At 55.9% G+C, this 23,054-nt stretch carries 15 protein-coding genes; 6 read left to right on the top strand and 9 right to left on the bottom strand.

The window, feature by feature from the left end; translation table 11 throughout:
- Positions 1-8: 8 nt before the first annotated feature.
- The 5 genes from USF70_RS11485 to USF70_RS11465 form a co-directional block, all read right to left on the bottom strand.
- Positions 9-1,652 carry a multidrug ABC transporter permease/ATP-binding protein gene (locus tag USF70_RS11485; RefSeq protein WP_320735642.1) on the bottom strand — a complete coding sequence of 548 codons (1,644 nt, stop codon included), beginning with the start codon at positions 1,650-1,652 and terminating at the stop codon, positions 9-11.
- A 69-nt stretch (positions 1,653-1,721) separates the two neighbouring features.
- Entirely contained in the window at positions 1,722-2,378 is a 657-nt protein-coding gene (gene alkB / locus USF70_RS11480; RefSeq protein ID WP_033146054.1) for a DNA oxidative demethylase AlkB, read from the bottom strand.
- Complete coding sequence (gene ada / locus USF70_RS11475; RefSeq protein ID WP_320735641.1) at positions 2,378-3,436, bottom strand: bifunctional DNA-binding transcriptional regulator/O6-methylguanine-DNA methyltransferase Ada; 1,059 nt, start codon at positions 3,434-3,436, stop codon at positions 2,378-2,380. The genes alkB and ada overlap by 1 nt, the downstream gene beginning before the upstream one ends.
- Before the next feature lie 72 nt (positions 3,437-3,508).
- Positions 3,509-4,564 carry an FAD:protein FMN transferase ApbE gene (gene apbE / locus USF70_RS11470; protein WP_232937564.1) on the bottom strand — a complete coding sequence of 352 codons (1,056 nt, stop codon included), beginning with the start codon at positions 4,562-4,564 and terminating at the stop codon, positions 3,509-3,511.
- Between the two features lie 114 nt (positions 4,565-4,678).
- Entirely contained in the window at positions 4,679-5,791 is a 1,113-nt protein-coding gene (locus tag USF70_RS11465; protein WP_033146057.1) for a porin OmpC, read from the bottom strand.
- A 744-nt stretch (positions 5,792-6,535) separates the two neighbouring features.
- Here USF70_RS11465 and rcsD point away from each other — a divergent pair.
- Positions 6,536-9,208, top strand: coding sequence for a phosphotransferase RcsD (rcsD, locus tag USF70_RS11460; protein WP_033146060.1), 2,673 nt, complete (start codon positions 6,536-6,538; stop codon positions 9,206-9,208).
- A 16-nt stretch (positions 9,209-9,224) separates the two neighbouring features.
- A complete protein-coding gene (rcsB, locus tag USF70_RS11455; protein WP_003859405.1) occupies positions 9,225-9,875 on the top strand; it encodes a response regulator transcription factor RcsB in 651 nt (216 codons plus the stop codon).
- Positions 9,876-9,965: 90 nt separating this feature from the next.
- On the opposite strand, the gene rcsC is transcribed toward rcsB, so the two are convergent.
- On the bottom strand, positions 9,966-12,812 hold the full coding sequence (gene rcsC, locus USF70_RS11450) for a two-component system sensor histidine kinase RcsC (protein WP_064672872.1): 2,847 nt from the start codon (positions 12,810-12,812) through the stop codon (positions 9,966-9,968).
- Between the two features lie 135 nt (positions 12,813-12,947).
- Entirely contained in the window at positions 12,948-15,584 is a 2,637-nt protein-coding gene (gene gyrA, locus USF70_RS11445; protein WP_039263204.1) for a DNA topoisomerase (ATP-hydrolyzing) subunit A, read from the bottom strand.
- Positions 15,585-15,730: 146 nt separating this feature from the next.
- Here gyrA and ubiG point away from each other — a divergent pair, with 146 nt between their 5' ends.
- The 4 genes from ubiG (at position 15,731) to yfaE (ending at position 20,526) form a co-directional block, all read left to right on the top strand.
- On the top strand, positions 15,731-16,459 hold the full coding sequence (gene ubiG, locus USF70_RS11440; protein WP_048980024.1) for a bifunctional 2-polyprenyl-6-hydroxyphenol methylase/3-demethylubiquinol 3-O-methyltransferase UbiG: 729 nt from the start codon (positions 15,731-15,733) through the stop codon (positions 16,457-16,459).
- Positions 16,460-16,806: 347 nt separating this feature from the next.
- Positions 16,807-19,092, top strand: a complete 2,286-nt coding sequence (gene nrdA / locus USF70_RS11435; protein ID WP_023312513.1) for a class 1a ribonucleoside-diphosphate reductase subunit alpha — start codon at positions 16,807-16,809, stop codon at positions 19,090-19,092.
- Positions 19,093-19,141: 49 nt separating this feature from the next.
- Entirely contained in the window at positions 19,142-20,272 is a 1,131-nt protein-coding gene (gene nrdB / locus USF70_RS11430; RefSeq protein WP_023312514.1) for a class Ia ribonucleoside-diphosphate reductase subunit beta, read from the top strand.
- Positions 20,272-20,526, top strand: coding sequence for a class I ribonucleotide reductase maintenance protein YfaE (gene yfaE, locus USF70_RS11425; RefSeq protein WP_023294104.1), 255 nt, complete (start codon positions 20,272-20,274; stop codon positions 20,524-20,526). The genes nrdB and yfaE overlap by 1 nt, the downstream gene beginning before the upstream one ends.
- Before the next feature lie 105 nt (positions 20,527-20,631).
- Here the strand turns inward: yfaE and glpQ are convergent, their stop codons facing one another.
- A complete protein-coding gene (glpQ, locus tag USF70_RS11420) occupies positions 20,632-21,690 on the bottom strand; it encodes a glycerophosphodiester phosphodiesterase (RefSeq protein ID WP_320735640.1) in 1,059 nt (352 codons plus the stop codon).
- An 11-nt stretch (positions 21,691-21,701) separates the two neighbouring features.
- Positions 21,702-23,054 (bottom strand): glycerol-3-phosphate transporter, encoded by a 1,353-nt coding sequence (gene glpT, locus USF70_RS11415; protein ID WP_045888627.1) that lies wholly within the window; start codon positions 23,052-23,054, stop codon positions 21,702-21,704.

The raw sequence follows: 23,054 nt of genomic DNA, 5'->3' as shown, positions 1-23,054 counted from the left end.
TAAGGGCATCAGGCCGTGCGCGCTACCGCGTCACGCGAGGCCGCATCGCGCTCTTCACCGGTCAGCTCGCTCAGCTTGCCGTCACGCATCTCCAGCAGGCGGTCAGCATGAATGAAGTAGTGATCGTCGTGGCTGATGGCGAAAATGGTTTTGCCCATCTCCTGCATCAGCGGCAGCAGCACCTGATAAAACTCGCGGCGGAAATGCGGGTCCTGATCGGCCGCCCACTCGTCCAGCAGGATGATGTCACGCTCTTCCGCCAGCGCCAGCAGCAGCGCCACGCGCTTTTTCTGCCCTTTGGACAGCTTCAGGTTGAGGATCTTCCCGTCCTGTAACTCCAGCTTGTGCGACATCTGCAGCTGCGCCAGCCATTTTTCCACCAGCGCAGGATTGGCCGGTTGCCCTTCCGGCCCCAGCAGTTGGTCAAACAGCCAGACGTCGGTGAACACCGCCGAGAAAAGCTTGCGGTAATCCTCGGGCTTCTCCGCGCTCAGCGCCCTGCCGTCCAGCAAAATCTCGCCCGACTGCGGCTGATAGAGTCCGGTCAGCAGCATCGCCAGCGTAGATTTACCGCTGCCGTTGCCGCCGATGAGGAACAGCAGTTCACCGCGGCGGAGCGTCAGGTTGACCGGCCCCACGGAGAAGGCGCTGTCCTGATAGCGAAACGTGACGTTACGCAGCTCCAGCGTCTGCCAGTTCGGGAAGGCCTGCGGGCGCGGGAATTCGGCTTTAAACGGCGCGAGATCGAATTTTTTGAGCTTATTAAAGGCCACCTGCGCACTCAGCAGGGTGGGCAACGCACCGACCGCCGAGAGCAGCGGCGTGCGTAAAAACAGCAGCGTCAGCGAGTAGGTTGCCGCTACGTTGGTGTCAGCCCAGCCCAGGCCGTTCGCCATCCAGAATACCAGGCCAATGGCACCCAGCATCATGATGTTTGACCAGTTCACCGCGCTCAGGTGGAAGGTATCGGCGCGAATAATATGATGACGGTATTCGCGCGCGTCCGGGATATAGAGATGATTAAAGATATGCTCGGCGCGCTCGCGGTTCAGGGTGAGCTCTTTGCGCCCTTCCAGCACCGTCTGGTAATCGTTGTAGAGCTTATCTTCGGTTTCGCGCAGCACCGCCATATGTTTATAGACGCGCGACACCAGCATAAAGCCGCCCCAGATGGTAATGGCAATCCACAGGGCGGTCACCGCCAGCATTTTGCTGGAGAGCCAGGCGAGATAGGCAGCCGAGCCAAAGGTCAGAACGATCCCCTGCACCAGCTCCGGCAGCCGAACGAACGCGATGGTGATGGCGCGCACGTCGCTGGTCAGCCCCGCCAGCAGGGATGCGCTGCCGAGCTGCTCAACGCGCTCAACCTGGGTGTCCAGGATCCGCTTGATAAACTCACTGCGCAAACGGAAAACGAAATGGTGCCCGAGCGCGGTCAGCGCCAGCTGGGAACCGAGCGTAACCGCCATCAACAGGAGCAGCAGGCCGAGAAACTCCGGCAGAACGGAGAGCGAGGTATCGACCATTTCAATCAACCGCACGTTAATAAACGCGATCAGGCCAATACCCAGCGCGGCGCTGGCGAGGCTTAACGCCATTACTGCAATGAAGGGCCAGCGATACTGACGCCAGACGAGGAGAAGTAGTTGCATGCAGGCAATCCGGACAATAAAAATCAGCCAGCAGTGTAAACTGCCCTGCGTGTACATCAAGAATAATTCTTATTTTAGTTTACCGTGCCCCGCCTGACGGAAGGTCAGGTTATAACGGTACTCGCCCGTGAGCGGGTGAACCCCGGGTTTCAGCGGCTGAATGCCGTGATAATACAGCCGCGACTCCCTGCCCCACACCACCACATCGCCATGTTCCAGCATGATGCGCTTGAGCGGGTCGTTGCGGCGTAATCCCCCAAACTGGAAGACGGCAGGCAAACCTAACGATACCGAGACGATAGGCGCGCGCAGATCGGGTTCATCCTTGTCCTGATGCAGCGAGAGCTTCGCGCCAACGGCGTAGCGGTTGATCAGGCAGGCATCCGGCCGGAAGTCAGGATACTGCGCTGCTACGGCGGCCTCGTGGCAGAGAGCCTGAAAAACCGCAGGCATCGGGGGCCACGGCTGGCCGGTAGCGGGATCGTTCGGGGCATACAGATAGCCCCGCTCGTTCGTCGCCCAGCCCAGTTCCCCGCAGTTGGCCATGGCTACCGACATGGTGTAGCCGCCCGGCGTCACCATATGGCGAAACGGCGAAACCGCCGTCACCTCGTCGATACCGGCCAGCAGCGCCGCCGCACGGGAGAGCGCAAAGCGGCGCAGGATCACCGCCCCCGGCGCAAGCGGCTCCTGCCAGGGTTCAGCATCCGCAAAAAGATCGAGCATTATCCCTCCTGGCGTTTCGCCTCACGTTTCAGTAATAGCGCTTTTCGCGCCGTCCCCCAACGGTAACCCGACAGCGCGCCGTCGCTACGAACCACGCGATGACAGGGGATCACAATCGCCAGCGTGTTTGCCGCACAGGCTCCGGCAACGGCGCGTACCGCACTGGGCTGGCCAATCGCCTGCGCCACCTGCTGGTAACTTGCCGTTTCGCCGCAGGGAATGTTGCGAAGGGCCTGCCAGACGCGCTGCTGGAAAGCGGTTCCGCGAATATCCAGCGGCAGCGCAAGCGGTACGTCGCGGTTATCAATACTGGCAATCACCTGCTGGACCCGCTGCGCGAAATCCTCTTCCAGCGGCGCATGTGCTGCTTTTGGAAATTGCGCGGCAAGCTCTTCGGCTAATTCTTCATCGCTGTCACCCAGCAGGATCGCGCAGATCCCCCGCTCGCTTTCTGCCACCAGACAGCGTCCTAACGAACAGCCGCTGATGGCATAACGCACCGCCACATCCCCTTTGCGGTACTGCTTCGCCGTCATGCCCAGCGCATCGTTGGCTTTACGATAATAGCTGCTGCTGTCGGGAAACCCCGCTGCCAGCACGGCGTCGGTAATTTTGTCTCCCTGTGCAAGCGCGGTGCGCAGGCGCTGGCCTCGCGCCGCCTGCTGCCAGGCTTTTGGCGTCATGCCGGTCACGGACTTAAACAGACGGTGGAAATGGAAAGGGCTCATGGCGACCTGCTGCGCCAGCCCCTCCAGGGTTAGCGTGGGATCCTGCTCCAGAAGACGGCAGGCGTGTTCCACTTTTGCCAGCTTCTGCTCCTGCGGATCGCGTTTGTCAGGCATGCAGCGCTTGCACGGGCGAAACCCTGCCTGTACGGCATGGTAGGCATCGGGATAAAAGCGGACGTTTTTACGCAGCGCGTGTCGGGCACGGCATGACGGACGGCAGAAAATTCCCGTAGTCTGTACGGCGAAGACAAACCGCTCGTCAGCGCGCGGATCGCGGGCCAGCACGGCCTGCCAGCGATCCTCATCGGTAATAAAGGTCGGGTTTCTCATTATCGGCTCCTCATGTAAGCATACATAGAGCGTGCCTGAGCGCCAGTGATAAAAAACCCGTAACCTTGCTTTTTAATTTTTGTCGTGCACCAGGAAACTCTTGAACTGCGGCGAGCTCCAGGTTTTGAACCCGTCGCCCTCTTTGGTGATCATATAAACGGCCAGTCCTTCCTGGCGAACCACCTCTTTGGCTTTTTCCGGGCCGAGAACCATTAATCCGGTATCCCAGGCATCCGCTTCCAGCGCGGTGGGGGCGATGACCGTCACCGAGACCAGATTATGCGTGATGGGACGCCCGGTCTGCGGATCGATAACATGCGAAATACGCTTCCCGTCAAGCTCGTAATAGTTACGGTAGCTTCCGGAAGTACTGATGCCGTGACCGTTGATATCCACTATCGCCTGCACGGCATTTTGCCGATCGGTCGGTTTTTGAATCGCTACGCGCCACGGCTTATCGCTGGCGTTCATCCCCCGGCTGACTAACGCGCCGCCCACGGAGACCAGATAACGGGAAATGCCTTCCTGGGCCATCAGCGCAGCAAGATGATCCGCCGCATAGCCTTCCCCAACCGTCGACAGATCGACAAACAGATCGGGGATATCTTTTTGCAGGTACTGTTGCCCGTACTGATTGATCACCGTCAGATGCTGCAGCCCTGTGCGGGCGCGGGCGTCATCAATGGCCGCCTGTTCGGGCGTGGTCACCGGCTGTTTGTTAGGGCCAAATCCCCAGAGGTTCACCAGAGGTCCGACGGTCACATCCATCGCCCCGTTGGTTTTGTAACCCACGCGTATGGATTCGGTCACGATATCGGCCATCGCTTCGCTCACCGGCCACAGGGAGGTACTGGTGGAGAGATTAAAGCGCATCAGCGCCGAGTCATTTTTATAGGTTGAGAGCAGCTGATCGTCGGCATCCAGCTGAGACTGGATTTTGCCGCGAAGTTCATCTGTACGCGTTTTATCGAGGTTCATCACGCTGACGCGCCAGAAGGTGCCCATCGTTTTGCCTTCGAGCACCGTCGCGGCGGGTGCGTCGGTTTTCGCCACGGGTGTGGGATCGTTACACGCGGCCAGGAAAAAAAGCATAGCCAGAAAGCTGGCGCGTAAAAAAGTCATGTCCATTCATTATTATCCTCATGCCAGGGCGGCAAGAGTACACCAAAACGGGTGAGTTGTGAGAATCCGGGAAGCACAAAAAAGGGGCCATCAGGCCCCTTACGTCACACGGTGAAGCGATTAGAACTGGTAAACCAGGCCCAGCGCTACGATATCGTCAGTACCGATACCCGCCTGACGGGTGAATTCATTTTCATCAACCAGGTTGATTTTGTAATCCACGTAGGTGGACATGTTTTTGTTGAAGTAGTAAGTCGCACCAACATCAACATATTTCAGCAGATCCTGATCGCCGTAACCTTCGATGTCTTTCCCTTTAGACTGCAGGTAAGCCACGGATGGACGCAGGCCGAAGTCGAACTGGTACTGAGCAACCACTTCGAAGTTCTGCGCTTTGTTAGCGAAGCCGTAAGCGGTAGTCGGGCTGTCGCCGTTAGAGGTACCGAAACGGGTTGCGTTGTAGGTCTGGGAGTACTGCGCTGCCAGATAGATGTTGTTGGCATCGTATTTCAGGCCGCCAGAATAGACTTCTGCGTTATCGCCATGACCGTAAACGCTTGCGCCGTTCTGATCGGCGGTACGTTTGGAGGAGGACATTGCGCCACCCACGCTGAAACCTTCGCCCAGGTTATAGGTCACGGATGCACCGTAGCCGTCGCCGTTCTGTTTCAGCAGGCTACGGCCACCTACGTTTTCACCGCTTACGCTGCCGTTTTTACCCTGATACTGCAGGGCAAAGTTCAGACCATCTACCAGACCGAAGAAGTCCTGGTTACGGTAGGTCGCTACGCCGTTAGCACGGGACTGCAGGAAGTTGTCTGCGCCGTAGGTATCGCCGCCAAATTCTGGCAGAACGTCAGTCCAGGAGGTTACGTCATAGATTACGCCGTAGTTACGACCGTAATCGAAAGAACCCGCGTCACCGAATTTCAGACCCGCGAACGCCACACGCGTCCAGGCATCGTTTTCGCTTTCGGAGGTGTTGCCCTGGATCTGGTATTCCCACTGGCCGTAACCGGTCAGCTGATCGTTAACCTGAGTTTCGCCTTTGAAGCCAAGACGCATGTAGGTCTGGTCGCCGTCGGCACCCTTGTCGTCAGAGAAATAGTGCAGACCATCGACTTTGCCGTACAGATCTAATTTGTTGCCATCTTTGTTATAAATTTCGGCCGCATTTGCTGCGCCTGCCACCAGGAGTGCTGGTACCAGGAGGGACAGTACTTTAACTTTCATTTTATTAACCCTCTGTTATATGCCTTATAATTGCCACTGCTTACTGGTTAACCCTCATTAACCAGTCGGCAATTTCATTCTCCTCAAAATTACAGAATAATCCAATGCGAATATGATACGAAAACTTTGAAGATGTTTCATTTATCTATCAACATGTTTCAAAATGTAAATACCAAGGAACTTTTACAAAGCACAAATAGCTTATAAAATTAGCACTTATAATCAAACGAAAAAATCAACCCATAAACATCAGTAAGTTACAATAAAATACGTTACAGCACTGAATGACAAAACAAGATCGCAGCTAATCTCTAAAATAACTCTCGCTATCATCATTAACTTTATTTATTACCGTCATTCAGTTTTGAATGTCTGTTTATCCCTAATTGAACCGGATGCTTCGCATTCGGTTTTTTTTTACCTTTCTTTACGTAACTTCTCTTTTTTTGTGCTACCGCACCGTAATTGTAACGACTATTAACTAAATTCTCGTCGGGTATTCTCCGAAGTCCATAAATTGGTGCAAAAACTTAATTTCTTGTTAATTCGTGCTATTTATTGACGGCGTGGGTCGATTATTTGTACGTGCATGGCGAGTTTGTACATGTTTTCTGCACTCCCCGCCGCCGATATTGTCCGGAGAAAAAGTCGCCTCTTCCCGGACAGTCGCGCTGGAAATTCAGTTATTACCCTTTATACTGCCCTATCGCCACAGAGCACGACCATAACGGGTTAAATATATCAATGAGTCAGACTGAAACTACCGCCCCGAGCAAATTCTCCCTCCTCCCCGGGAGCATCACCCGTTTCTTTCTTCTTTTGATCGTTGTGCTGTTAGTCACCATGGGGGTGATGGTACAAAGCGCGGTTAACGCCTGGCTGAAGGATAAGAGCTATCAGGTCGTTGATATCACCCATGCCGTGCACAAGCGCATAGACACCTGGCGCTACGCCACCTGGCAGATTTACGACAATATCGCGGCAGCCCCGACCTCCTCATCCGGGGATGGACTTCAGGAGACGCGGCTTAAGCAGGATGTCTATTATCTCGAAAAACCGCAGCGTAAGACCGAGGCTCTTATTTTCGGTTCTCACGACAGCGCGACGCTTGAGATGACGCAGCGTATTTCGACCTACCTGGATACCCTCTGGGGTGCCGAAACGGTTCCGTGGTCGATGTATTATCTGAACGGTCAGGATAACAGCATGATCCTGATCTCAACGCTGCCGTTAAAAGATCTCTCGTCCGGCTTTAAAGAGACAACCGTGGGCAGCATCGTCGATTCCCGCCGGGCAGAGATGCTGCAGCAGGCGAACGCCCTTGATGAACGTGAGAGTTTCTCTTCCCTGCGTCGTCTGGCCTGGCAAAACGGCCATTATTTTACCCTGCGTACCACGTTCAACCAGCCCGGACATCTGGCGACGGTAGTGGCCTTCGATTTACCGATTAATGATTTAATCCCGCCGGACATGCCGCTCGACAGCTTCCGCCTGGAGCCAGACACCAGCACCCAGAACATGCGTGCGGCGTCTGACAAAGAGGCCGCAGAGAGCGTATCGATCTCCTTTAACGGCTCGAAAATCGAAATTGCCTCATCGCTGAACTCGACCGGTATGCGCCTGGTGTGGCAGGTACCGTTTGGCACGCTGTTGCTCGACACCCTGCAAAATATCCTGCTGCCTCTGCTGCTGAATATCGGTCTGCTGGCGCTGGCCCTGTTTGGCTACAGCACCTTCCGTTTCCAGACGGGTCGTCAGAGCGACGCCTCTGCGGTTCCGGCCGGCACCAGCAACGAGCTGCGCGTATTACGTGCACTGAATGAAGAGATTATTTCCGTGCTGCCGCTTGGGGTCCTGGTTCACGACCAGGAAGCGAATCGTACGGTGATGAGCAATAAAATTGCCGACCATCTGCTGCCGCACCTTAACCTGCAGAACATCACCACCATGGCGGATCAACACCAGGGGGTGATTCAGGCAACCATCAACAATGAACTGTACGAGATCCGTCAGTTCCGCAGCCAGGTGGCTCCCCGCACGCAAATCTTCATTATTCGCGACCAGGATCGCGAAGTGCTGGTCAATAAGAAGCTCAAGCAGGCGCAAAGGCTGTATGAGAAAAACCAGCAGGGGCGCGCCGCATTTATGCAGAACATTGGCGATGCCTTCAAGCAGCCGTTAAAAACGCTGGCGACCCAGGCGGCGGCGTTAAACACCTCTGAAAGCCACCAGCTTGCCTGCCAGGCCGATTCGCTGGTCAGAATGGTTGATGAGATCCAGCTGGCGAACATGCTGGAGAATGATTTCTGGAAGGGAACGCCAGCCCTCTTCTCCATTCAGGATCTGATCGATGAAGTGGTGCCTGAAGTACTGCCCGTCATCAAGCGCAAAGGGCTGCAGCTGCTGATCAATAACAATCTCCCTGCGAATGACGAACGCCACGGCGATCGCGAAGCGCTGCGCCGCATTCTGCTGATGATTATTCAGTACGCCGTGACCACCACGCAGATCGGCAAAATCACCCTTGAAGTCAGCACCGAGGAGTCAGCAGAAGACCGTCTGACGTTCCGCATCCTGGACACCGGGGAAGGCGTCACAACGAGTGAAATTGATAATCTGCACTTCCCGTTCCTGAATGACACGCAGAGCGATCGCTACGGCAAGGCCAATGCCCTGACCTTCTGGCTGTGCGATCAGCTGGCGCGTAAGCTCGGCGGCCACCTGAATATCAAAGCCCGTGAATCCCTCGGCACCCGCTATTCTCTGCACGTGAAAATGGCGGCCAATCCGCAGGAAGAAGATGAGGAACGTCTGCTGGATGATGTCGTGGTGATGGTCGACGTGACCTCGAACGAGATCCGCAATATTGTCGTTCGTCAGTTAGAAAACTGGGGAGCGGCCTGCATCACGCCGGATGAAAGACTTGCAAGTCAAGAATTTGATCTGTTTTTAACTGATAATCCGTCTAATCTTACTGCCTCCGGCTTGCTTTTAAGCGATGATGAGTCAGGCGTGCGGAAAATCGGCCCTGGCCAGCTGCGCGTCAACTTTAATATAAGCAATGCGATGCAGGAAGCTGTACTACAACTAATAGAAGAGCAGCTGGCGCAGGAAGAGATAACGGAGTCACCGTTAGGCGGCAATGAAAATGCCGAGCTTCACGCCAGCGGATACTATTCACTCTTTGTTGATACAGTACCAGATGATGTTAAGCGGTTGTATACTGAGTCCGCTGCGAATGATTTTGCAGCGCTGGCACAGACAGCACACCGGCTTAAAGGGGTGTTTGCCATGCTTAATCTGGTTCCCGGCAAGCAGTTATGTGAAACGCTGGAACATCTAATTCGTGAGAAAGATGCCTCTGGCATTGAAAAATACATCAGCGACATTGACGCCTACGTCAAAAGCTTGCTGTAGCAAGGTAGCCTTATACATGAACAATATGAACGTAATTATTGCCGATGACCATCCGATTGTACTGTTCGGTATTCGCAAATCACTTGAACAGATCGAGTGGGTGAATGTAGTCGGTGAATTTGAAGACTCTACAGCACTGATCAATAACCTCCCAAAGCTTGATGCGCACGTGCTCATTACCGATCTCTCCATGCCTGGGGACAAATACGGTGATGGGATCACGCTCATCAAATACATTAAGCGTCACTTCCCGGATATCTCGATCATTGTTCTGACCATGAACAACAACCCGGCGATCCTGAGCGCGGTGTTGGATCTGGACATCGAAGGGATTGTGCTGAAACAGGGCGCCCCGACCGATCTGCCAAAAGCGCTCGCTGCGCTGCAGAAAGGCAAGAAGTTCACGCCTGAGAGCGTCTCTCGTCTGCTGGAAAAAATCAGCGCGGGTGGCTACGGTGACAAACGCCTGTCCCCGAAAGAGAGTGAAGTTCTGCGCCTGTTCGCAGAAGGTTTCCTGGTAACCGAGATTGCCAAGAAGCTGAACCGCAGCATTAAAACCATCAGCAGCCAGAAGAAATCAGCGATGATGAAGCTGGGCGTGGACAACGATATTGCTCTGCTGAACTATCTCTCCTCCGTTACGCTGAGCGCAACGGACAAGGATTGATCCCGGACGGGTGTGCAGCCTGATGCCCTCACCCCGTCCCTCTCCCACGGGGAGAGGGTGAAAAAACGAAAAGGCCCTTACGGGCCTTTTTTATATTCTGGTTTTTCTCACGCGATCCGCGTAAATCGACAACGTCTGCTTCAGCACGTCCAGCGTCACCGGTTTCGACAGACAGCTGTCCATGCCTGACTCCAGACAACGCTGTTTCTCTTCCGCCAGCGCGTTCGCCGTTACGCCCACTACCGGCAGCGTCAGGCCAAGCTGTCGGATGCGCTGCGTCAGACGGTAGCCGTCCATGTTTGGCATGTTGACGTCGCTAAGCACGATATCAATATGATTTTTACTCAGCACATTCAGCGCATCCACGCCGTCATTGGCGGTTTTGCACTGGTAGCCCAGCGATCCAAGCTGGTCAGCCAGCAGGCGACGGTTAATCGGATGGTCATCCACCACCAGAATCATCATATCGTCATTCACCGACGCCAGAGACTCCGGTGACGGCAATCCGCCCGCGCCGTCGCGCTCTTCCAGCTCCACTTTGTAGATACGCGCCAGCAGGCTCAACAGCTCGTGCGGCGTTGCAACACTGTGTACCCATTCCCCGGGCGCCCGCTCGACAGGAATGCCGATGTGGCGACGGCAGAAGAGCACCGACCCTCTCCCCTGCCACGGCTGCTCCGGCATCTCGTCGGCGATCAGCACATCGTCCACATCCGGTGTTTGACCTTCATAGAGACACACCCTGACTCCACTGTGGGCAAGCAGCGCCGTCAGGTAGTCATTCAGCGAGGCGTTATGCACCGCCAGCCAGCAGCGCTTGTCGCTCAGACCGTCCAACGTCGCTTTTGCCGGATACTGCGCCGAATAGAGCGGAATACGGATGGTGAACTGGCTGCCCATACCGGGCTCGGTATCCACAGAGATATCGCCGTCCATCATGCTGACGAGCTTCTCACAAATCGCCAGCCCCAGTCCGGTGCCCTGGAAGTTACGCTGCACGCCGGTCCCGACCTGGAAGAACGGGTCGAACAGGCGGACCACTTCCTTCGCCGGGATGCCGACCCCCGTGTCGCGCACGCGAATGCTCAGGTAATCCCCCGCCCGGCAGACGTGCAACACGATACAGCCAACGTCGGTGAATTTGATGGCGTTGCTGAGCAGGTTAGAAATGACCTGCTGCAGGCGCATCGGATCGCCGTGCAGCGTCAGCGGCACATCAGGTTCAATAAAGCAGTAGAGCCCCAGCTGTTTACGCACCACCAGCGGCAGATAGTTGGCGCTGATGTGGTTCATCACCTCGCGCGGCGAGAACTCCCGCGGTTCGATTTTCAGCTGCTCAGACTCAATTTTAGAGAAGTCGAGAATATCGCTGATGATTTTCAGCAGCAGGCTGGAGGAGTTGTTCATTGCCGTCACCAGCCTGTCGACCCCTTTCGGCAACTCTTTGGTCTGCAGCAGGTCGAGGTTACCGATGATCCCGTACAGCGGCGTTCGCAGCTCGTGGCTGACGGTGGCAAGGAACATGGATTTCGACTGGCTGGCCTGCTCCGCGGCCTGCGCCATCTCCTGCAACGACTCTTCCATCTTCACGCGCGCGGAGACATCCACCAGCACGCAAATCGCCACGTTTTCATTGCGATAGCGGGAATGCACAAAGCTGATCTGCAGGTTGGTGTGCGTGCTGGTGAGCACGTCGACAAAGTTAACCTGCTGACCGCAGATAATTTGCGTCAGCCTCTGTCGATCTTCGTGCGTCAGCATGTTCAGGTAGTTATGCGCCAGCTCGTTACTCAGGATGTTGGTTCCGTCCTGGGTTCGCAGAATGCAGATCCCCACCGGCGCCGACGCGACAATCTTCCGGTTAAACTGCTCGTGTTCCTCCAGCCGCTGGGCGTCGCTTTCGGCCGGAATAAAGATTTTCCGCTCATACATGCGCGCCAGGGTAAACAGCGCCCCGCCCGCGATCAGGTTCAGCAGAATCGCATTCATGATGAGAATACGTATCCGCTCAAGCACCATATCTACCGGCAGCGAATAGACAATACTCAGCGACGAAGGCGGCAGGCTCTTCTTCAGCACCAGCTCGCGGAAGCCCGAGGTATAGCCAAACCACGACCGCTCCTGCATCCAGTGCGGTTCAACGTTTAACCGGTTATCCGGCCCGGCGAGTGAGATCAGCTGATGACCGTTTTCATCCAGAATGGTCACCCCCATAGGCAGGCTGCCCGGAGTGAAAAAGTTTTCCATACGAATGGTCTGCTCAATCCCCAGCAGCGCCTGCAGGCGATTGCCCAGATACACCGGCGTCAGGGCGTAGAAATAGCCCACGCCCGGGCGCGGGCCCTGGCTAACCCAGAAGATGTTATTCCCGCGCTCGTCCTGCGGCGCATTGCGGTATTTCACAATACGTTCATGCAGGCTTTTCAGCGCATCGTCACGCTCAACGGGCACGTCGCGCAGGCCAAAGTCAGCCATGCAGAGATTTTCACTGCCAATCAGGAATACGCGGTTCAGGTCATAGGCGGCGGAGAAATTGTCGCGCCAGTAGCGCATAAACCAGGCAAGGGATTCCAGCGACCCGCGCCAGGTATTGCTCATGGTGGAGCAATCGGAATCCGGGAACAGCGGCTGGAAGTCCGGGACTTCGGTTTTGTCGTTACGCCCGCGAAGCGCAAGAATGCCGTTTTCCGCCGTCAGACGATTTTCGGCAATATACTTCAGCTCCTTCATCACGTCAGACGTTCGCTGAATGTAGCGCTGGGCCTGGTCGGAGCTTAAGTTAAACTCCTGGCGGATCTCCGCTTCTTTCTGGTGTAGCGCGTTAACGATGTAAAACACCGAGAACAAGGCCACCAGCAGCCAAAGCAAGAGCGCCAGCGCCCGAAACAGATAGCGAGAAACTTTCAGCGTAGTACGAAAGGAGACGAGGTATTTCAAGGGGGCGAGGCTCCGCCGTCGGGGTCAAAAGAATGTGGTTAAGGTAGCGGTAAACGCGCCAGGTCGCAACGTTGACTTATCTGCTTGTGCAAAAGAAAAGGGCCGGAATCCGGCCCTTTTTTGCATCAGGAGACATTACTCGTCAGCGTCATCCGCTACGTCATCGTCGGTGTCGGCTTCCGGCGCGATATCATCATCGCCTTCCGCAACGCTACCGTCGATGGAATCGAGCTCTTCGTCATCCACCGGCTCAGCAACGCGCTGCAGACCCACCACGTTTTCATCTTCCGCTGTACGGATGAGGATCACGCCCTGGGTGTTACGCCCCACCACGCTGATCTCAGAGACGCGGGTACGCACCAGCGTACCGGCATCGGTGATCATCATGATCTGGTCGGCATCGTCTACCTGCACCGCGCCCACAACGGAACCGTTGCGCTCGGTCACTTTGATAGAGATAACGCCCTGCGTGCCGCGAGACTTGGTTGGGTATTCCCCTTCCGCCGTACGTTTACCGTAACCATTCTGCGTCACGGTCAGGATAGCCCCTTCACCGCGCGGAATAATCAGAGAAACAACGCTGTCTTCGCCAGCCAGTTTGATACCACGAACGCCCGTAGCGGTACGACCCATTGCACGAACGGCGTTCTCTTTAAAGCGCACCACTTTACCGGCCGCAGAGAACAGCATCACTTCATCAGAACCGGAGGTCAGATCCACACCGATCAGCTCGTCGCCTTCGTTCAGGTTCACCGCGATGATCCCGGCGGAACGTGGGCGGCTGAACTCGGTCAGCGCGGTTTTCTTCACGGTACCGCTGGCGGTCGCCATAAAGACGTTCACGCCCTCTTCGTACTCGCGTACCGGCAGGATGGCGGTGATACGTTCATTCGCTTCCAGCGGCAGCAGGTTAACGATTGGACGGCCACGCGCGCCACGGCTCGCTTCCGGCAGCTGATAGACTTTCATCCAGTACAGACGACCGCGGCTGGAGAAGCAGAGGATCGTGTCATGGGTGTTCGCCACCAGCAGGCGGTCAATAAAGTCTTCTTCTTTAATACGTGCCGCAGATTTGCCTTTACCGCCACGACGCTGTGCTTCGTAGTCGGTTAGCGGCTGATACTTCACATAGCCCTGGTGAGACAGGGTGACCACCACGTCTTCGCGGTTGATCAGATCTTCAATGTTGATATCAGAGCTGTTCGCGGTGATTTCGGTGCGGCGCGCATCGCCGAACTGATCGCGGACCAGCTCCAGCTCTTCACGGATCACTTCCATCAGACGCTCTGCGCTGCCCAGAATGTGCAGCAGCTCAGCAATCTGTTCCAGCAGCTCTTTGTATTCGTCGAGCAGTTTTTCGTGCTCAAGGCCGGTCAGTTTCTGCAGACGCAGATCCAGAATCGCCTGAGCCTGCTGTTCAGTCAGGTAATACTGACCGTCACGCACGCCGAATTCAGGTTCCAGCCACTCAGGACGCGCTGCGTCATCGCCCGCACGTTCCAGCATCGCGGCGACGTTACCCAGATCCCACGGACGGGAAATCAGGGCGGCTTTCGCCTCCGCCGGGGTTGGCGCACGACGGATCAGTTCGATGATCGGGTCGATGTTGGCCAGCGCAACCGCCAGCGCTTCAAGAATGTGCGCACGGTCGCGCGCTTTGCGCAGTTCGAAGATGGTACGACGGGTCACCACTTCACGGCGGTGACGCACGAACGCGCTCAGGATCTCTTTCAGGTTCATGATCTTCGGCTGACCATGGTGCAGCGCAACCATGTTGATACCGAAGGAAACCTGAAGCTGAGTCTGGGAGTACAGGTTGTTCAGCACAACCTCACCCACCGCGTCGCGTTTGATTTCAATCACGATGCGCATACCGTCTTTGTCAGACTCGTCACGCAGCGCGCTGATGCCTTCAACGCGTTTTTCTTTTACCAGCTCGGCGATTTTTTCAATCAGACGCGCTTTGTTCACCTGATACGGGATCTCGTGAACAATGATGGTTTCACGGCCGGTTTTAGCGTCCGCTTCCACTTCGGCGCGGGCACGGATGTAAATCTTGCCGCGGCCGGTGCGGTACGCTTCTTCAATACCGCGACGACCGTTGATAATCGCCGCCGTTGGGAAGTCCGGACCCGGGATGTGTTCCATCAGCCCTTCAATGCTGATGTCTTCATCGTCGATATAGGCCAGGCAGCCGTTGATCACTTCGGTGATATTGTGCGGCGGAATGTTGGTTGCCATACCGACCGCGATACCGGAGGAACCGTTAACCAGCAGGTTCGGGATCTTGGTTGGCATCACATCAGGGATGCGCTCGGTGCCGTCGTAGTTATCGACGAAATCAACGGTCTCTTTTTCCAGGTCGGCCATCAGCTCATGAGCGATTTTCGACATACGGATTTCCGTATAACGCATCGCCGCAGCGGAGTCGCCGTCGACTGAACCAAAGTTACCCTGACCATCTACCAGCATGTAACGCAAGGAGAATGGCTGCGCCATACGAACGATGGTGTCATACACGGCGGTATCACCATGCGGGTGATATTTACCGATGACGTCACCGACGACGCGGGCAGATTTTTTATAGGCTTTATTCCAGTCATTGCCCAATACGTTCATGGCGTATAGTACGCGACGGTGTACCGGCTTAAGGCCATCGCGGACGTCCGGCAGCGCACGGCCAACAATGACCGACATCGCATAGTCCAGATAGGAGCTCTTCAGCTCTTCCTCGATGTTAACCGGTGTAATTTCTCTCGCAAGGTCGCTCATCTAACCGCTATCCCTCTACTGTATCCCGGATTCAAAGGTCGCAAATTATAACACAGCCGAGGTGATTGAGGTAAACCTATACGCTTTATTCACGGGGATTGCCTGATATACTCCTTTGTCTTGCTAAATAAGGAGTAAAAGCGCCCATGAATGCCGAAAAATCCCCGGTGGTTCACAACGTTGACCACGAAGAGATTGCCAAATTTGAAGCGGTGGCGTCCCGCTGGTGGGATCTCGAAGGTGAGTTCAAACCGCTGCATCGCATTAACCCGCTGCGTCTGGGCTATATCGCGGAGCGTTCCGGCGGTCTGTTCGGTAAGAAAGTGCTCGACGTCGGCTGCGGCGGCGGCATCCTGGCTGAGAGCATGGCGCGCGAAGGGGCGAATGTTACGGGCCTGGATATGGGCTTTGAACCGCTCCAGGTGGCCCGCCTTCACGCGCTGGAGTCCGGCATACAAGTGGAATACGTGCAGGAAACCGTGGAAGAGCACGCGGCAAAACACGCCCATCAGTACGATGTGGTGACCTGCATGGAGATGCTGGAGCACGTTCCCGATCCGCAGTCGGTGGTGCACGCCTGTGCAAAACTGGTGAAACCGGGCGGCCAGGTCTTCTTCTCAACCATCAACCGTAACGGTAAAGCCTGGCTGATGGCCGTTGTCGGCGCGGAGTATGTGCTGCGCATGGTGCCGAAAGGGACGCACGACGTGAAGAAATTCATCAAGCCTGCGGAACTGTTAGGCTGGGTTGACCAGACGTGGCTCAAAGAGCAGCACATCACCGGCCTGCACTACAATCCGCTGACCGATAAATTCAAGCTCGCACCGGGCGTAGATGTTAACTATATGTTGCATACCACCGCCAAAAACGACTAACGTCATTCGTTATTCTTATAAAGATTGCGCGACATCATGTTGCGCAATTCTGACCTCCCGTTGAAGAAATCAGCACTCGATCAAATTTTGAATTTTTTTTCTTAATTATTGACATGTCTTCCAGGCCTTACGGTACGAGGACTTAGCCTTTTTTACCCTTTCACAACCTCAATTTAACGCCAAAATCAACCCTTGTGCTGAAAAGATTCGATACTAGAATACTCACCATATAGCGTTTTTCTTATCGCAAACCCCCTACATGTAGTATTTATCCACAGAGTTAGTCACAAGACGGATCTGTGGATAAACGGGGGATATTTTTTATTTCACGGACAGGTAAAACCCACATGAATCAGAGTCTGCTGGTGACAAAGCGCGACGGTACTACCGAGCGTATCAATCTGGACAAAATCCATCGAGTTCTCGACTGGGCAGCAGAAGGACTGAACAACGTATCTATCTCCCAGGTTGAACTGCGTTCCCACATTCAGTTCTACGACGGCATCAAAACGTCTGATATCCACGAAACAATCATTAAAGCAGCGGCAGACCTCATCTCCCGCGAAGCACCGGATTATCAGTACCTCGCTGCACGTCTGGCGATTTTCCACCTGCGTAAAAAAGCCTACGGCCAGTTTGAGCCGCCGAAGCTTTACGATCACGTAGTGAAAATGGTTGAGCTGGGCAAATACGACACGCATCTGCTGGAAGACTATACGGAAGAAGAGTTCGAGCAGATGAACGGGTTTATCGATCACTGGCGCGACATGAACTTCTCCTACGCGGCGGTGAAGCAGCTCGAAGGCAAATACCTGGTTCAGAACCGCGTAACCGGTGAGATCTACGAAAGCGCCCAGTTCCTCTATATTCTGGTGGCCGCCTGCCTGTTCTCTAACTACCCGCGAGACACCCGTCTGGAATACGTGAAGCGTTTCTACGATGCGGTATCCACGTTCAAGATTTCTCTGCCAACGCCAATCATGTCTGGCGTGCGTACCCCAACCCGTCAGTTCAGCTCCTGCGTACTGATCGAGTGTGGTGACAGCCTGGATTCCATCAACGCCACCTCCAGCGCCATCGTGAAATACGTCTCCCAGCGTGCCGGTATCGGCATCAACGCCGGTCGCATCCGTGCGCTGGGCAGCCCGATTCGCGGCGGTGAAGCGTTCCACACCGGCTGTATCCCGTTCTATAAACACTTCCAGACGGCAGTAAAATCCTGCTCTCAGGGCGGCGTGCGCGGCGGTGCTGCGACCCTGTTCTACCCGATGTGGCACCTGGAAGTGGAAAGCCTGCTGGTTCTGAAAAACAACCGCGGCGTGGAAGGCAACCGCGTGCGCCATATGGACTACGGCGTGCAGATCAACAAGCTGATGTACACCCGTCTGCTGAAAGGCGAAGACATCACCCTGTTCAGCCCGTCCGACGTTCCGGGCCTGTATGACGCGTTCTTTGCCGATCAGGACGAGTTCGAGCGTCTGTACACCAAATACGAAAAAGACGACAGCATCCGCAAGCAGCGCGTGAAGGCGGTAGACCTGTTCTCCCTGATGATGCAGGAACGTGCCTCTACCGGCCGTATCTACATCCAGAACGTGGACCACTGCAACACCCACAGCCCGTTTGATCCAGTAGTTGCGCCAGTGCGCCAGTCTAACCTGTGCCTGGAGATCGCCCTGCCGACCAAACCGCTGGAAGACGTGAACGACGAAAACGGTGAAATCGCGCTGTGTACGCTGTCCGCGTTCAACCTGGGCGCGATTAAGAGCCTGGACGAGCTGGAAGAGCTGGCCGTGCTGGCGGTTCGCGCGCTCGACGCCCTGCTGGACTACCAGGATTACCCAATCCCGGCCGCTAAACGCGGTGCAATGGGCCGCCGTACCCTGGGTATCGGCGTGATCAACTTCGCCTACTGGCTGGCGAAAAACGGCAAGCGTTACTCCGACGGCAGCGCTAACAACCTGACGCACCAGACGTTCGAAGCGATTCAGTACTACCTGATGAAAGCCTCTAACGAGCTGGCGAAAGAGCAAGGCGCGTGCCCGTGGTTCAACGAAACCACCTACGCGAAAGGCATTCTGCCAATCGACACCTACAAGAAAGACCTGGATGCGATCGTCAGCGAACCGCTGCATCTCGACTGGGAAGGCCTGCGCGAGTCCATCAAGACCCATGGCCTGCGTAACTCCACGCTCTCTGCCCTGATGCCGTCCGAGACCTCTTCGCAGATCTCTAACGCCACCAACGGTATTGAACCGCCGCGCGGCCACGTGAGCATCAAAGCGTCGAAAGACGGCGTGCTGCGTCAGGTGGTACCGGATTACGAAACGCTGGGTAATAACTACGAGCTGCTGTGGGAAATGCCGAACAACGACGGCTACCTGCAGCTGGTGGGTATCATGCAGAAGTTTATCGACCAGTCGATCTCTGCCAATACCAACTATGACCCGACGCGCTTCCCGTCCGGCAAGGTACCGATGCAGCAGCTGCTGAAAGACCTGCTCACCGCCTACAAATTTGGCGTGAAAACGCTGTACTATCACAACACCCGTGACGGTGCGGAAGACGCGCAGGACGACATGGTACCGTCAATTCAGGACGATGGCTGCGAAAGCGGCGCATGTAAGATCTAATGAAGGGCGGGGATATCCCCGCCTTTATTTCGTAAGACAGGACACACTCATGGCATATACCACCTTTTCACAGACGAAAAACGACCAGCTCAAAGAGCCGATGTTCTTCGGCCAGCCGGTCAACGTGGCACGCTACGATCAGCAAAAATATGACATCTTCGAAAAGCTGATTGAAAAGCAACTCTCCTTCTTCTGGCGCCCGGAAGAAGTGGACGTCTCCCGCGACCGTATTGACTACCAGTCGCTGCCGGATCACGAAAAACATATCTTCATCAGCAACCTGAAGTACCAGACGCTGCTGGACTCCATTCAGGGTCGAAGCCCGAACGTGGCGCTGCTGCCGCTGATCTCCATTCCGGAGCTGGAAACCTGGGTGGAAACCTGGGCGTTCTCCGAGACGATCCACTCCCGCTCTTACACCCACATCATCCGCAACATCGTGAACGATCCGGCTGTGGTGTTTGACGATATCGTCACCAACGAGCAGATCCAGAAGCGCGCGGAAGGCATTGCCCACTACTACGACGAGCTGATCGAGATGACCAGCTACTGGCATTTGCTGGGCGAAGGTACGCACAACGTGAACGGTAAAACCATCACCGTGAACCTGCGCGCGCTGAAAAAACAGCTGTACCTGTGCCTGATGAGCGTTAACGCGCTGGAAGCGATCCGCTTCTACGTGAGCTTCGCATGCTCCTTCGCCTTTGCAGAGCGCAAGCTGATGGAAGGCAACGCCAAAATCATTCGTCTGATCGCCCGCGATGAAGCCCTGCACCTGACCGGTACCCAGCATATGCTGAACCTGCTGCGCAGCGGGACGGACGATCCGGAGATGGCGGAAATTGCCGAAGAGTGCAAGCAGGAGTGCTACGACCTGTTCGTGCTGGCGGCTCAGCAGGAGAAAGAGTGGGCAGACTACCTGTTCCGCGACGGCTCCATGATTGGCCTGAACAAAGACATTCTGTGCCAGTACGTTGAGTACATCACCAACATCCGCATGCAGGCCGTCGGTCTTGACCTGCCGTTCCAAACGCGCTCTAACCCGATTCCGTGGATCAACACCTGGCTGGTGTCCGATAACGTGCAGGTTGCGCCGCAGGAAGTGGAAGTCAGCTCTTATCTGGTCGGTCAGATTGATTCTGAAGTCAACACCGACGACCTGAGCAACTTCCAGCTCTGATGTCACGCGTCACGCTACGTCTTTCCGGCACTGAGGTACTGTGTCGGGAGGAGCACCCTTCTCTGCTGGTGGCGCTTGAGGCGCATCAGGTAGAAGTAGAGTACCAGTGTCGTTCCGGCTACTGCGGCTCCTGCCGCTGCCGTCTGGTCGCCGGCCAGGTGGACTGGCTGACCGAGCCACTGGCCTTTATCAACGAAGGGGAAATTTTGCCCTGCTGCTGCCGGGCAAAAGGCGATATCGAGATCGAGATGTGATGTTGTCCTTATCCCCTCTCCCGGTGGGAGAGGGTTAGGGTGAGGGCATCAGGCCGCAGAGCCTGATTGTCGGGTGGCGGCTTCGCCTTACCCGACCTGCCAAACCTACTTCCGGTGAATGAATTCGACCGCTTTATCCGGGAAATCCGTAAACAGTCCGTCCACGCCCGCCTGGTTATACAACACCTCATAAAGCTGATTCACGTCCGTGGCATACGGCGGCAGCTGGTCTGCACGCACGGTATACGGATGCACCTGCATCCTGCTGGCGTGCGCCTCTTTCACCATCGCCGTCAGCTTCACGTGGCCCGGCGCTGAGCCTTCCGCCACCAGCATGTGGTAATCCGGTCCGATGCCGTCGGCGTACTGCGCAATCTGCTTCATCGCGCCCGGCTTAAACATCCAGTCGTAGCTGTAGTTCACCCACTTGCCGTCCGGCTGCTTCTCCTGGGTTTCATTCCAGTCGGTATAGGCAATCAGCTGCACCAGATTGAGGTTCATCCCCATCTTCGGCTCCAGCACGGTTTTGATGCGCTTCAGCTCGGCGGCGTCAAAACACTGCAGGTAGACTTTGTCCTTCTTGCTGGTGTAGCCGTACTGTTTCAGCACCTCCAGCGTCTTCGCGGCAATGTCTTTGCCTTCCTGATGGTGGAACCACGGCGCTTTGATCTCCGGGTAGATGCCGATATTTTTACCGGTTGAGTGGTTCAGCCCCTGAACAAACTCAATCTCTTCCTGGAAGGTATGGATCCGGAAGTCAGATTTGCCCATCGGGAAACGTCCCGGATAGACCTGCACCTTCTTGCCGTTTTCAATCTCAAAGCCTTCGGTAAACTTCAGGGAACGGATCTCCGCCAGCGTGAAATCAATGGCGTAGTAGCGACCATCTTTGCGCGCGCGGTCCGGGAAACGCTCCGCCACGTCCGTCACGCGGTCCAGATAGTGGTCATGCAGGACGACCAGCTGGTCGTCCTTCGTCATCACCAGATCCTGCTCCAGATAATCCGCGCCCTGGGCATAGGCCATCGCCTTCGCCGGGAGCGTATGCTCCGGCAGATAGCCGCTGGCGCCGCGGTGGGCGATAACGATTTTATCCGCCGCCAGCGCCGAGCCTGTCATCAGGCCCGCCAGCAGCAGGCCGGTTGTTACGTAAGATAATTTCATCGCAATGCTCCTTATTGACGACGCGCCAGCACTTCCGCGTGGTGACGTTTCTCACCGATCATGACCACAATGAGCAGCAGTACCGCCAGCACGCTGCCGCCGATCATCACCATAAACCCGCCGTCCCAGCCGAAGAAGTCTACGGTGTAGCCCACGATGGCGCTCGCCGCGACCGAACCGCCCAGGTAGCCGAACAGACCGGTAAAGCCTGCCGCCGTGCCTGCCGCTTTTTTCGGCGCCAGTTCCAGCGCGTGCAGGCCGATCAGCATTACCGGACCATAAATCAGGAAGCCGATAACGATCATGCAGGCCATGTCTACTGATGGGTTGCCCGGCGGGTTGAGCCAGTAAACGACGGTCGCGATGGTGACCAGGGTCATAAAGAACACGCCCGTCGCGCCGCGGTTGCCTTTAAACACCTTGTCCGACATCCAGCCGCAAAGCAGCGTGCCCGGGATCCCGGCATATTCATACAGGAAATAGGCCCAGGACGATTTATCCAGCGCGAAGTGCTTCACCTCTTTCAGGTAGGTCGGGGACCAGTCCAGAATGCCGTAGCGCAGCAGGTAAACGAACACGTTCGCCACCGCGATGTACCACAGCAGCTTGTTCGGCAGGACGTACTTCATGAAGATCTGTTTTGCGGTCAGCTCTTCTTCGTGCTCCTTGCTGTAATCATCCGGATAGTCGTTTTTGTACTCTTCAATCGGCGGCAGGCCGCAGGATTGCGGCGTATCGCGCATCAGCGCGAAGGCGATAATCGCCACGACGATGGCGCCAAAGGCAGGCATATAGAGCGCAGCGTGCCAGTCGTTGAACCAGGCCATCCCCAGCAGGAACAGCAGCGGCGGGATACCGCCACCGACGTTATGCGCGCAGTTCCACACCGACACGATGCCGCCGCGTTCCTTCTGCGACCACCAGTGCACCATGGTACGTCCGCACGGCGGCCACCCCATCCCCTGGAACCAGCCGCAGAGGAACAGCAGCACGAACATGACGGCGATGCTGGAGGTTGCCCACGGCACAAAGCCCATGAACAGCATGACCGCAGCCGCCAGGATCAGGCCGGCGGGCAGGAACACGCGCGGATTCGAGCGATCCGATACCGACCCCATGATGAATTTGGAAAAACCGTAGGCGATTGAGATCCCCGACAGCGCGAACCCCAGATCGCCGCGGGAGAAGCCCTGCTCCACCAGATACGGCATGGCGAGCGCGAAGTTTTTACGTACAAGGTAGTACGCCGCGTACCCGAAGAAGATCCCCAGGAAAATTTGCCAGCGCAGACGGCGGTATAGCGGATCAATTTCTGCCTCTGGCAGACGCGCCCTGTGCGGCGCAGGTTTGAAGATACTGAGCAT

Source organism: Enterobacter sp. 237C8 (assembly GCF_034106865.1).
GTDB lineage: Bacteria > Pseudomonadota > Gammaproteobacteria > Enterobacterales > Enterobacteriaceae > Enterobacter > Enterobacter asburiae_B.
This window is presented reverse-complemented; position numbering and strand designations above follow the sequence as displayed.